This is a genomic window from Helcococcus sp. SA-HE-C1 (assembly GCF_985670335.1).
Genome location: NZ_OZ484652.1, coordinates 296,313 through 308,915 on the forward strand (window position 1 = coordinate 296,313; position 12,603 = coordinate 308,915).

General features: G+C 26.6%; 13 protein-coding genes. All 13 read left to right on the forward strand.

Features of this window, described 5'->3' with window-relative positions; genetic code table 11:
• Position 1 precedes the first annotated feature (1 nt).
• The 13 genes from AC4KN9_RS01540 to AC4KN9_RS01600 all read left to right on the forward strand — a co-directional run bounded on the left by AC4KN9_RS01540 (position 2) and on the right by AC4KN9_RS01600 (position 12,569).
• A complete protein-coding gene (locus AC4KN9_RS01540; protein WP_491016922.1) occupies positions 2-1,081 on the forward strand; it encodes an NAD/NADP octopine/nopaline dehydrogenase family protein in 1,080 nt (359 codons plus the stop codon).
• A 1-nt stretch (position 1,082) separates the two neighbouring features.
• Positions 1,083-2,087 (forward strand): sugar-transfer associated ATP-grasp domain-containing protein, encoded by a 1,005-nt coding sequence (locus AC4KN9_RS01545; protein WP_491016923.1) that lies wholly within the window; start codon positions 1,083-1,085, stop codon positions 2,085-2,087.
• Positions 2,088-2,101: 14 nt separating this feature from the next.
• Positions 2,102-3,559, forward strand: a complete 1,458-nt coding sequence (locus tag AC4KN9_RS01550; protein ID WP_491016924.1) for a flippase — start codon at positions 2,102-2,104, stop codon at positions 3,557-3,559.
• 1 nt (position 3,560) lies between these two features.
• Positions 3,561-4,514 (forward strand): glycosyltransferase family 2 protein, encoded by a 954-nt coding sequence (locus AC4KN9_RS01555; RefSeq protein ID WP_491016925.1) that lies wholly within the window; start codon positions 3,561-3,563, stop codon positions 4,512-4,514.
• The gene (locus tag AC4KN9_RS01560; protein WP_491016926.1) at positions 4,501-5,655 is read left to right on the forward strand and encodes a CapA family protein; all 1,155 of its coding nucleotides are present in this window, start codon (positions 4,501-4,503) and stop codon (positions 5,653-5,655) included. Before AC4KN9_RS01555 ends, AC4KN9_RS01560 begins: the two co-directional genes overlap by 14 nt.
• Before the next feature lie 11 nt (positions 5,656-5,666).
• A complete protein-coding gene (locus AC4KN9_RS01565; RefSeq protein ID WP_491016927.1) occupies positions 5,667-6,602 on the forward strand; it encodes an ATP-grasp fold amidoligase family protein in 936 nt (311 codons plus the stop codon).
• A 12-nt stretch (positions 6,603-6,614) separates the two neighbouring features.
• The gene (locus AC4KN9_RS01570; protein WP_491016928.1) at positions 6,615-7,832 is read left to right on the forward strand and encodes an O-antigen ligase family protein; all 1,218 of its coding nucleotides are present in this window, start codon (positions 6,615-6,617) and stop codon (positions 7,830-7,832) included.
• The gene (locus tag AC4KN9_RS01575) at positions 7,829-8,899 is read left to right on the forward strand and encodes a sugar-transfer associated ATP-grasp domain-containing protein (RefSeq protein WP_491016929.1); all 1,071 of its coding nucleotides are present in this window, start codon (positions 7,829-7,831) and stop codon (positions 8,897-8,899) included. The genes AC4KN9_RS01570 and AC4KN9_RS01575 overlap by 4 nt, the downstream gene beginning before the upstream one ends.
• A 77-nt stretch (positions 8,900-8,976) precedes the next feature.
• The gene (locus tag AC4KN9_RS01580; RefSeq protein WP_491017915.1) at positions 8,977-9,222 is read left to right on the forward strand and encodes a type B 50S ribosomal protein L31; all 246 of its coding nucleotides are present in this window, start codon (positions 8,977-8,979) and stop codon (positions 9,220-9,222) included.
• Between the two features lie 102 nt (positions 9,223-9,324).
• On the forward strand, positions 9,325-10,065 hold the full coding sequence (locus AC4KN9_RS01585; protein WP_491016930.1) for a C40 family peptidase: 741 nt from the start codon (positions 9,325-9,327) through the stop codon (positions 10,063-10,065).
• 17 nt (positions 10,066-10,082) lie between these two features.
• Positions 10,083-10,853: a hypothetical protein gene (locus AC4KN9_RS01590; protein ID WP_491016931.1), complete on the forward strand. Its 771-nt coding sequence runs from the start codon at positions 10,083-10,085 to the stop codon at positions 10,851-10,853.
• A gap of 8 nt (positions 10,854-10,861) precedes the next feature.
• Complete coding sequence (locus AC4KN9_RS01595) at positions 10,862-11,230, forward strand: hypothetical protein (RefSeq protein WP_491016932.1); 369 nt, start codon at positions 10,862-10,864, stop codon at positions 11,228-11,230.
• A gap of 253 nt (positions 11,231-11,483) precedes the next feature.
• Complete coding sequence (locus AC4KN9_RS01600) at positions 11,484-12,569, forward strand: sugar-transfer associated ATP-grasp domain-containing protein (RefSeq protein WP_491016933.1); 1,086 nt, start codon at positions 11,484-11,486, stop codon at positions 12,567-12,569.
• The last annotated feature ends 34 nt before the right edge of the window (positions 12,570-12,603 follow it).

Consider the following 12,603-nt stretch of genomic DNA (forward strand, 5'->3'; position numbering starts at 1 on the left):
TATGAAAATATCAGTAGTTGGAACAGGAAATGCAGGTACAGCAACTGCAACAGATTTAGCTTATAGAGGACATGACGTAACCTTAGTTAAAACATCAGATTCAATGCACAATCAAAATTTTAATTTCCTAGTCAATAATGATGGAAAAATGACATTAGATGACTTTGGAGTTAAGAAAACGGCTAAAATAAATAAAATAACTAGAGATTTATCAGCTATAAAAGAATCAAAAGTTGTGCTGATAATTTTACAAACAAAGTATCATGAGCCTGTAATAGAGAGAATAGTACCGTATTTAAGTGAAAATCAGATAATATTAGTTAATCCAGGATATTTATCAACAGCTTATATACTTAAACATTCAGGATCTAAAAAACTAACGGTCGTAGAGGCAACAAGTTCGTTTATAGATTGTAGAATAATCGAGCCAGGGCTTATAAAGGTAGGATTTAGAAATGTTAGAAATCCATTGGGAGTATATCCTTCTTCAAAAACATCTGAAGTTAAGGAAGTATTAAGTCATCTAGGATTTCCATTTGAGTATTATGGATTTGTAGTAGAAGCTGCTTTACATAATCCAAATTTGATAGTTCATACTGTTGGAGCCATTATGAGCATTCCAAGAATTGAAAAAACAAATGGAGACTATGTAATGTACCATGAAGTATTTACTCCTTCAGTTTGGAATATATTAGAAGCTTTAGATTCTGAAAAAATGGATGTAATTGAAAAATTAGGATTTGAGAGAATTTCATACGTGGAAATGGCTAAATATAGAAATACACTTGACGATAGTTTGGATGCAAAGCAAAGTTTTATGAACTATGCAATGATGCCAACTAGAGCAAAAGGACCAACAACAGTAGATTCAAGATATATAAGTGAAGATGTTCCTCAGGGACTAGTTATGCTTGAAGCATTAGGGAAATCACTCGATATACCTACACCAATAACAACATCTTTAATTGAAATGGCTTCTGCAGCTTTGAATAGAAATTTAAGATTAGAAGGAAGAACTTTAGAAAAATTGGGTCAAGATAATATTGATAAAATTTTGAAAGACGCAAAAAATAGAGGATAAAATGCAAAAATCATTTAAGGATAGATTTAAAAGATTATATGATTATATAGAGACTGATATTGATTCTAATCCATCAATGTGGTTAAAGTTAAAAATTACATTAGATTTTCTATGGGAAAAAATAATAAATAAAAATGAGCTAATAGATTATATTCAATACAGATTTTATTATAAAACTAGACCTGAAAGAAATAAATTTGTAACACATTCAAAATTATTAAAAATTATGAGAATTTGCAATGATCCTAATTCAAGAATAATATTTGATAGTAAACCTTTATTTAATGATGAATTTAAGAAATATTTAGGAAGAGATTATTTAGATACAACTAATTCAAATGATCAAGAAATAGAAAATTTTATAAAAAAACATAATAGGGTAATAGCAAAAAGTCCTGATGGTATGTTTGGAAAGGGAATAGAATTTTTTGAAGTAAAAGATATTAAATTTGATGAAGATTTTTTTAATTTAATTAAAAAGAACAAATACTTACTTGAGGAAATTTTAACTCAAAATATTGAACTTAAGGAATTTAACGCTAGCTCTGTTAATACCTTAAGAGTTGTTACACTAATAAATTCTAAAAATGAAGTTCAAATCATGTGTGGAGTTTTAAGATTAGGAAGACAAGGACAAAGTGCAGATAATTTTCATCATTATGGAATAGCCTCATTAATTGATGTAGAAACAGGAATAGTATATACGGATGGAGTTGATAGAAACTGGGATAGATATGTTATACATCCAGATTCAAAAAAAACAATTTGTGGTTTTAAGATTCCTCAATGGGAAGATATAAAAGCTTTATGCATAGAAGCAGCAAAAGTCCATCCTGAAGTTAGATATGTTGGATGGGATGTTTCTTTAAAAGAAAATGGACAAATTGTGTTAATTGAAGGAAATCCAGGGGCGGATCCTGATGTTACTCAAATACCAGATCAATGTGGCAAATGGGATATGTATAGTGAAGAACTAAAAAAAATAGATAAGTTAAACCGTATTTAAATAAAGGGAAAAAAATGAACTCAGTAAAGAAAAACTTTATGTATAATGTAATATATCAAATACTTATACTTTTAACACCACTTATAACAGCTCCAATAATATCCAGAGCCTTAGGATCTGAAGGATTAGGTATTTTCACATATACAACATCAATAGTGGAGTATTTTTTACTATTTGCTATGTTAGGATTTCAAAATCATGGTATTAGATCAATATCAAGAGTTAGGGATGATAAGGAAAAAGTTTCGAAACAATTTTGGTCCATATATTACCTTCAGCTCATAGTAACATTATTAGTTACAGTAGTATATTTAATATATATATTTTTTATCGCAAAAAATTATTTTTGGATTTATTTAATTCACATTATGATTATATTTTCATCATTTTTTGATGTGAGTTGGTTCTTCTATGGTATGGAAGAATTTAAGATTATGGTGTTTAGAAATATAGTAATTAGAATATTAGTTTTATTAGCTGTAATATTTTTTGTAAAAGGGCCAGAACATTTATGGTTACATACTTCAATAATAGCATTTAGCTCGCTTCTAACTACATTTTCTTTATGGATCTTTTTAAGAAAATATATATTTTTCGTAAGATTTAATTTTAATGATGTAATAAAAAATTTAAGACCGGCGTTAATATTTTTCATCCCAAATCTTGCTGTAGGAGCATATATTATTATGGATAAGGTTATGATAGGTCAGCTAGCAACAGTTTCTCAAGTAGCCTATTATAGTAATGCTGAAAAAATAACTAATATTCCTATGGGTATTATAGGAGCATTTGCAACAGTAATGCTTCCTAAATCTTCATATTTAGCAAGAAGCGGAGATTTTGAAAAAGTTAAAGATAGCATAAATATTTCTATGGAATTTAGCACATTTTTAGGTTCTTTATTTATGTTTGGGATAGTGGCAGTTGGACCATTATTTGCACCAATATTTTTTGGACAAGAGTTTGCAGTTTCTGGACAATTAACCGTTTTCTTAGCGATAACCATATTATTTAAATCGTGGAATAGTGTAATAAGAACTCAATATTTAATACCATTTGACATGGAAAAACAATTTTCACTAGCAGTAATTACAGGAGCAGTTACAAATTTAATATTAAATATAATTTTAATACCTAGATTTAATGCTCAAGGGGCAATATTTGCGACAATTTTATCTGAATTTTCAGTACTTGCAGTAGAAATGTATTATTCAAAAAATAATATCGAATACAAAAAAATTATAGTAAAAAATTCGAAATATATATTCATTGGTGCGATAATGTATTTTGTAATAAGATTTTCTCAAAATTTCCTTGGCGTAAACTTGATTTCTATTTTTATACAAGCAGTAATAGGGGGAATATTTTACTTATTATTGAGTTTCTTGGTATATGATAATAAACAAAGTGTTATTGCACAGATAAAGCAAATATTGAAGGAAATTGTTTTAAAGATAAAAAGAAAGGGATAATATGGAACAAAAAAGAATAAGTATCATTATTCCGTATCATAATAATATTGAATTTTTGAAAAAACTTTTAGATTCAATCAAGCATTTTAATAAGATACAAGTTATAGTAGTCGATGATCATAGTGATAAAAATTTAGATGAATATAAAAAATTACAAAAAGATGCCCAATATAGTGAAGTATTATTCTTAGAAAATAAATCAGAAAATAGAGGAGCTGGAGTAGGTAGAAATATTGGTCTTAATAATGCGACTGGTGAATGGGTTGTTTTTGCCGACTCAGATGATTATTTTGTAGAAGGATATTACGAAATATTAGAAAAATATATTGACAGTGATGACGAAGTGATATATTTTACTCCTACTAGTATCGACCTAGATACAGGAAAAGTATCTAATAGACATATTTTTATGCAAAATGAAATTAAAGATTTTCTAGAAAATCCAACAAAGCTAAATGAATATCAAATTAGATACTATTTCTATACACCTTGGTCAAAAATGATTAAAAAATCATTTATAGAAAAGTACAATATTAGATTTCATGAAGTTGTGGCTAAGAATGATAGTCTTTTTTCTATAAAAGTAGGGCATTATATGCGAAATTTTACACTCTCAACAGATGTTATATATTGTGCAACATGGCATAATAAGGGGAATGTAACGAAAAGAAAAGATAAAAAGTTTGTTACAGATAGCACAAAATCAAGAATAAAATTACTAAAATTCTTTGAAGAAAATCTGTCTAAAGAAGATTTGGAAATAATAAGATATGAAAATATAGCATATTATTTTATTGAAGAACTCGAAAGTGTAAATATCAAAAAAGAATACATAGATATTTCAAAAAAAATGTTTAAGGATGCCGGTATAAATATATATAATAAAAAAAATTTCTTACCAAGACTTAAGCATAAAATAAAAAAAGTAATAGGTAAGGCTAATGGACAATATTAGATTAAGTTTTTTAGGCGATATAATGTTTGAAAAATATTCTTTAGAAAAAAATCACGAAAATACAGATTTTAAGGCTATGTTAAGAGGGATAAAACCTCTATTAAAAAAAACAGATATATTGATTGGTAATGTGGAAACAACTTTCGCAGGAAAAGATAAAGTATATACAAATGAAATGTATTCTTTTAACACGCCAGATAATGCTATTGAAGGATTGAAAGAAATAGGACTTGATTATGCAATAATTACAAATAACCATATTCTAGACAGAGGTATGGAAGGTAGAACAAGAACTATAGAAAAACTTTTAGAAAATGGTATAAAAGTTTTAGCTAAAGATAATAAAATTGATTTGTTTGAATACGAGGGAATTAAGTTTTCGCTGCTACCTTACACTTCAACTACAAACTATTTAGACAATAAAGTTGCTTTAACGAAAGAAGAAGAAAGTGAAGTTAGGCTATTATGTCAATATGATTATAGTACTAGTGATAATCAGGAAGAAACTACAAAACAAAAGATTTTTAATATCATACAAAAATCAATTGGATATGAAAATTCCGTAAAGTTATTGAAGGCTTTAGGTAAAAGAGCTAATTCAGCCTATGCAGATAATATAAATGAAAATAAATCAATTGATTCATATATTGAGAGAGTAGAAAAAGATTTAGCATATGCAAGAAAGCACTCTGATTATACAATTGTATTACCACATATGGGAGGACAATTTAATTTAAACCCAGGAAGCTTCAGCGAGATGTATATGAATATTTTTGATAAAAATAAAGCAGATTTTGTAATTGGATCACATCCACATATTATTCAAAAATATGAAAAAAAAGAAAATGCAAGATGCTTCTTTTCAATTGGTAATGTGTCAATGGCTCAAAATTCAGCATATATTATAAAGGAAAATAATCCAGAAATAGGTATAATAGTCCACTTGAATTTTTTTAAAAAAAATAAGACTTTTAAGAATATTTCGATATCTCCATTTATCATATCAGACGATAAAAAATTAAGATTATCTATTTTGAATAAATATGATACAATAGATTCATTGAATATAAAATTGTGGTTAGAACAAAGATTAGCCGTTGATTTAGAATACAATGATAATGAGTTTATAATAATCGAATAAAGGATAAAAAAATGAGAAATAGTAAAATACCCTTTTATAAGGATAATGATCTGTACAGAAATCTAAAAGATTTAGTTTGGTCAGTTTATACTAAAGTGGATAAAGTTGGAGCAACTAAACTAAGACATAAAAGATATTTAGGTTATGACTTAAATTTAAAAAATCCACAAACATTAAATGAAAAAATGCAATGGTTAAAGCTAAATACATATTACAAAAATCCACTTGTAACACAATGTTCAGATAAATATGCTGTGAGAGATTTTGTAAAATCAAAAGGGCTAGGACATATATTAACGGAATTATATTTTGCAGTGGATGATGTAGAGGATATAGATGTATCGATATTACCAAAAAAATTTGTATTAAAAAGTAATTCAGGATCAACAGGGAATGTATTAGTAACTGACAAATCTAAATTTAATCTCGAAGAACATAAACCCTACTTAAAAAAACTATTAAAAGATAAATCATATGGTCCAAGAAACGTTGAGTTTAGTTATGATGATATTGAAAACAAGATAATTGCAGAAAAATATATTGAGACTGAAAGTGGAAGACAACCCATAGATTATAAAATATTTTGTTCTTATGGTGAGCCTAAATTTATATATACTGCATCAAATAGAGATGGAGACGAAACTTATTACGATTATTTTACACCGGATTTTGAGTGGATAGACGTAAAAACAACAAGAGATAATAATTCGGGTGGAAATATAAAAAAACCATCTAATTGGGATGAGATGCTGGACATAGCATCAAAACTATCTGAAGATTTTCCTTTAGTAAGGGTTGATTTATATAGTGAATTTGGAAAAACAATATTTGGAGAATTAACATTTCTTTCGGCAAGTGGTTGCGATAAATTAGATCCAATCGAATATGACTGGAAATTTGGAGAAATGTTTGATATATCTAATGAAATTAAAAAATTTAGCAAATAATATGGGGTATACATGATTTTAAGAATAGAGGATAAAATTAAAAAATTAATATTTAAAAATAGAGATAGTTTTGCCTTTATATCTACTTTATTCATTATGCTTATTTTTTTTCCGCCTAAACTAGTAGAAAATCTATCGATATTTAGATATATAAGATTGACACAAACAGGGTTAAGTATTATTTCAGTATTGCTGCTTTTAAGAATTAGAAAGATTAATCAATTTATTTTTTTTACTTTCCTTTATTTTATAACTTTTTTTGTGTCTACTTATTTAGGAGGAAAGGGATATGAATTATATATATCGCTTACAACCTCGACAATCGGAGTTGTAATTCTTTTCTATTATTTATTATTACTCTCTAATTCAGACTTTAAAAAAGCAATAAAATACTATAGCTTCTTTTCTTTATTTTTACATACTATATTGCTTTTATTATATAGAGATGGTGTTATAGTAACAGAAGTTGGTCAAAGTATTAATAAAGGGATACATATTTTTGGGGAATCAAATCAAAGTACAATTATAGTGATAATGTGCTATTTAGGAGTAATATTAACAAAAGGTATAAATTCAAGACAAGATAATTTATTAGTATTTTTTTCAACAATTTTATCAATTCTATCTATTTTTTTAATAGAATCATCTAATGGGAAAATAGGACTAGGTTTACTATTTTTAGGATTTATAGCTATTGCGATACTAGATATATTACAAATAGATATTTTTAGAAAAAATAAAAATAACTGGGCTGTTACCATAGTAGCTATTTTTTTAGTATTAAATATTTTAATGACGGTAGTAAACATTCAAAGGTTATTTAATCCAATAATAGAATTGTTATTTAAAAAAGATGCAACGCTATCCTCTAGAACTTTAATTTGGGATGAAGCATTAACTTTAATAAAAAATAAGCCAATTTTAGGTCATGGGGCTATTGATGGACGATATATTTATATCTTCGAATATAGACATTATTATGATTCTCATAATTTTTTCTTAGAAACATTATTAAGAGGCGGAGGATTGTTATTATTATCATATTCTTCATTACTATATATTTCAATAAAAACGTCGCTTAATAATTATTTTAAAGATATGAAATATAAATCGATATTATTTATTATAGTCCTAATAATAATGAGTTTATCTGAAGTGTATACCCTAAATGTAGTATTTTTTATTTTATACATTCCGTATTTATTAAGTTTAAGAAAGGATAATAAATGATAGGAAAATCAAAACAAGCTGTGATAAATATAATGAATTTTTTAAGATCTATAATTCTCTCATACAAAGAAAAAAAATTTATAAGAAAAAAAGTTAAAACAGTTCAAATATATGAAGGATTTGATGAAGAATATAAAAATGTAGTTTTACCATTTTGGAAAAAATATAATATGAAGCCAGATAAAAGATGGTATCAATATTTTGGATACAATATTCAAAAATTTGATCCATATATAATTCCAGGAGATTTTTTCTATTCAAAATTACTATTTAGTTTAACAAATATTGAAGTTGGTACGACTATAACAAATAAAATTTATGCTGACTATTTATTTAAGGATATAAATAAGCCTAAAACTATATTACGATTTAACAATGGTTTTTTAGTAGATGAAAATATAGAATTAATTGATAAAAATAACTTAAAAAAAATACTTTCTTCACATAAAAAATTAATTTATAAGCCTTCTGGTTTGTTAAAAGGACAAGGAGTAAGAATACTAAAATTAGAAGCTAACTTTAGTAATGAAATAGATTTTATTAATAAAAAAATTGAAGAAAAAGAAAGTTTTATAGTTCAAGAAGTTGTAGAACAAAGTGATCAATTAGCAAGATTTAATTTAAGCAGTGTAAATACAATTAGATTGATTACTTTATTAATCGACGGAAAAGTAGAGCCTCTATCGGCGATATTAAGAGTTGGTGGAGCAGGTAAAGAAGTAGATAATTACAGTCAAGGTGGGTATTCTAGACCAATTGATAAAGATGGATATTTAGGTGAATTTGCAATGCAAAATGAGCTTATGATCTATGAAGATTATCAGGGTGATAAATTTACAAGAGAAAAACTTATTGGATTTGATAAAGTTATTGAACAAGCTAAAAAATATCATCCATATTTATTAGATTTAAGATGGGTTGGTTGGGATTTTGCTATAGGAAAGGACTACGAACCTGTTTTTATTGAAATTAATGATTATTCCGGAGATAATCAGAGAGAGTGTGGTCCAACTTTTGGAGAATTAACACCAAAGGTATTAGATGAATATTTCGAAAATAGAAAATAACACTTGAAACATACTATAAAGTATGGTATACTTTCTAAGTTAGTAAATTGAAAATTTACAAGAAAAGAGGTGAGATAGTGAAAAAAGATTTACATCCAGAATATAGAAAAGTTGTTTTTATGGACATTACTAGCGGTTACAAATTTATTAGTGGTTCAACAATGACTTCTAAGGAAGAAATTGAGATGGAAGATGGTAAAACATACCCATTAATTAAAGTTGAAGTTAGCTCTGATTCTCACCCATTCTACACAGGAAAACAAAGAACTGCAGAACGTGGTGGTAGAGTGGAAAGATTCAAGAAAAAATATAAAATTGATTAATCAAATTAATTTAAGATATGCATTAGAATGAAGTTTCTATGCATATTTTTTTTGCATATATGCTATAATATGTCATATAAAAAATAAATTATAGGAGAAAAAATGAAAAAATTATTTAACTATGTATTAATTATATCAATTATATTTATTTCATATCTGAGCACATCAACTTACGCTATTGAAAATGGTGCGTTAACTTCTCGAGATTTGATAGAAATGAGAAAAATATCAAAAAGTGTAATTGGTACAAAATATAGACCGGAGTCAACTTTACCAGAAACAGGTTTTGATTGTGATGCTTTGATATACTATGTATATAAAAAAGCGGTAAATATAGATTTACCTTTAGGAACAGAAACTCTATCTAAATATCTTGATGAAGTTCCTGTAGAAGATTTAAGACCAGGAGATATTGTTGGTTATGATGCTAAGGATGATGGAATAGATAGAATAACTCATATGGGATTATATTTAGGTAAGATAAATAAAGAAACAGGACAATACTCAAGTAATGGAACAGAATATATTATACACTCAGCACCAGATGAGAGAAATAGAGATTTAGCAAATACAAGTCTATCAGATGTAGGGGTTGATTATATTACAAAAAGTCGTTTCTTCAGCCATGCTGGTAAAAAACTTAAAGTATATAGACCATACGGGAACAATAAAATAAAAACTGGAGATTATCAAGTTAAGAAATCATACCGTTTGTATCTTGATAATTCATACGAGTATAATTCATACGAAAACATTCCTGATGGGGTAAAAAATGGTGAAATTATAAAAAATGCAGTAGATGATGGTACATCAAGTATCCGTTTCACATATACGGGCCAATAAAAAAATACTACGGTAAAATGGTATATTTAAGAAAAGTTGCAGTAGAGCCCATAAGAGAATACACAACAGTTGGTGATCTAACCACATATGTGAAAACAAATTCATATAACACTACTATCTCAAATTTATATATCAAAAATACATCATATGTATATGATAGAAGATTAAATTCAATTACAAAATTAAATAAAGGAGAAGTAATAAAAGGTGTTGAGATAAATCTAGATGACGAAAAATATATAAGATTTTACAATGAAGATGAAGGGAAAGATAGGTATGTATTAGCATCAAATGTTACTTCAAATAAAGTACCGATAAAAGTATCATTGAAAAAAGATTATCAAAATTTACGAAGACTTTCCGACGACTCAATTGTTAGATATTCACATAAAAATGAAGAATTTACAGGAAATATAGATTGGGACCCAAATATACTTTATAGAAAAATTTTTGTAACAAATATCAAACATAATGGGAAAAATGAAATAGTAAAATTGCCATTTAATATGATCAATTTACCTGATATGCCAGCGGATGAATATGTACCAGAAAAAAATGAAACACCAATACCAAATGGTAAAGAACTAAGTAAATTTACAGTTGAGGAAAGTGTATACTTTAGAAATGCAAATAATAATTCAATAATGGGAACATTATTCTCAGGAACCTCAGTACAAGGATATAAAGAAGGTGATTATATTTATTTTGCAAGTAAAAATACATTAGCAAAAGCACATTATAGTTTTTTTAATATATTTCAAAATAATAATAAAGAAATCTATATGTAGACTCTCAAGTGAATATTAGAAATAAAAAAAGAGATGTAATAGGTGTTGCTGAAAGAGGAACACATATAAAAGGTGTAAGGGTTGGCGATTACTATAAATATTATGACAATGGTGAAAAATATATACATTATTCATATTTACAAAAGAAACCTATAAAAATTGGTGTATATATGAATAAAGGATCTTATTTAATTGATAAATACAACAACTCAAAAATTTCTTATGAGAAGATTGGTAGATATTTAGAAGGAACATTTAAGGATGATTATTTTTATTCATCATACAGTAACTTAGAGTTTAAGATTAATAAAAATGATGTATCAAATCTTAGCGGACAATATAGAACTATCACAGATGATGTATATGTTAGAGATTAAGACTTTAATATTATAGGAGTTAAACACAAAGGTGAAAAGTTTTACACGGTACGAATTGGAGAGTATTATAGATTTTATGATAATGGTGTAAAATTTGTACACTATTCATTTGCTGAATAATTTAACGAAAACTAACTTGAAAGTAAATTAATTTTTAGGTTAGTTTTTTTGAAATAAACTTTTTTAGACAATATTACCTAAAAATCAATATTTGTTATATAATATTTATAGAAAATATAGCATTGGAGTTAAAATGAATTTAAGAAAAATTAGACATAAGGCAATTGAATATATAAATACTATCAGGACTTATAAAAATGGTTTAGATGTAAAAAAAGATATGAAGGAAGAGCTTGAAAGAGGAGGCGGATATAAAGGTTCTCAAGAGGAATATGAAAAAAAGGTTATTCCTTTTTGGAAGAGATATAATTATATACCTGACAAAGAGTGGTTTCAGTATTATGGAGAAATATTAAATGAATTTGATCCTAGAATAATACCAGGGGATTTTTTCCAAAGTAAATTACTTCCATTTTTGAATAACTTGAATATGCAGCCTACATTAGAAAATAAATTTTATTTTGATTTAATTTTAAGTGAACTTAATAAACCTTATACAGTCTTTAAGCAAGTGAATGGATTAATATTAAATAATAAAAATGAAATAATTACCAAAGAAGAAGGTTTAAGATTATTAAATGATTGGGACAAAGTAATAGTAAAACCTACTAATGCCGGTGGTGGAAAAGGTGTTAAGATTATAGATTTAAGAAATAACAAAAAAGAGTCTTTGCAAATATTAAATAAATATTTTGAAGCAGATTTTGTTGTGCAAGAAGTGATTAAACAAAGCAATCAATTAAGTTCTTTTAATAAGTCTAGTGTAAATACGGTAAGAGTTATATCATTATTAATAAATGGTAAAGTTGAAATTCTTTCAAGAATAATTAGAATTGGTCCAGAAGGTTCAGATGTAGACAACTACTCTTTAGGTGGTCAAGAAAGAACTATTACTCCAGAAGGAATGCTAAACCCTTGGTTATACAGTAAAAAAGGATTTTCATATACTGATAGACAAGGCAATGAATTAAAACCTGAAAAATTGGAAGGTTTTGAGGGGGTAATAAAAGAAATTAAAAAGTATCATCCAAGATTTCCTCATTTAAGATGGATAGGATGGGATTTTGCAATTGGAGAAAATTTAGAAACAATATTTATTGAATTAAATGGATTTGCTGGGGATAGCCAAAGAAATGACGGACCTATGTTTAAGGAATTTACAGAGCAAGTTCTAGATGAATATTTCGAATATAGGAAAAAACGAAAAAAATCTAAATAAAACATAGTAAAAAATATATTGATAAAATTAAAAT

Excerpts from the sequence above, each read along its gene's own strand:
- AC4KN9_RS01555 (WP_491016925.1), top strand. The coding sequence starts at position 3,561 with ATGGAACAAAAAAGAATAAGTATCATTATTCCGTATCATAATAATATT.
- AC4KN9_RS01560 (WP_491016926.1), top strand. The coding sequence starts at position 4,501 with ATGGACAATATTAGATTAAGTTTTTTAGGCGATATAATGTTTGAAAAA.
- AC4KN9_RS01540 (WP_491016922.1), top strand. The coding sequence starts at position 2 with ATGAAAATATCAGTAGTTGGAACAGGAAATGCAGGTACAGCAACTGCA.
- AC4KN9_RS01570 (WP_491016928.1), top strand. The coding sequence starts at position 6,615 with ATGATTTTAAGAATAGAGGATAAAATTAAAAAATTAATATTTAAAAAT.
- AC4KN9_RS01590 (WP_491016931.1), top strand. The coding sequence starts at position 10,083 with ATGGTATATTTAAGAAAAGTTGCAGTAGAGCCCATAAGAGAATACACA.
- AC4KN9_RS01565 (WP_491016927.1), top strand. The coding sequence starts at position 5,667 with ATGAGAAATAGTAAAATACCCTTTTATAAGGATAATGATCTGTACAGA.
- AC4KN9_RS01600 (WP_491016933.1), top strand. The coding sequence starts at position 11,484 with ATGAATTTAAGAAAAATTAGACATAAGGCAATTGAATATATAAATACT.
- AC4KN9_RS01585 (WP_491016930.1), top strand. The coding sequence starts at position 9,325 with ATGAAAAAATTATTTAACTATGTATTAATTATATCAATTATATTTATT.
- AC4KN9_RS01575 (WP_491016929.1), top strand. The coding sequence starts at position 7,829 with ATGATAGGAAAATCAAAACAAGCTGTGATAAATATAATGAATTTTTTA.
- AC4KN9_RS01550 (WP_491016924.1), top strand. The coding sequence starts at position 2,102 with ATGAACTCAGTAAAGAAAAACTTTATGTATAATGTAATATATCAAATA.
- AC4KN9_RS01545 (WP_491016923.1), top strand. The coding sequence starts at position 1,083 with ATGCAAAAATCATTTAAGGATAGATTTAAAAGATTATATGATTATATA.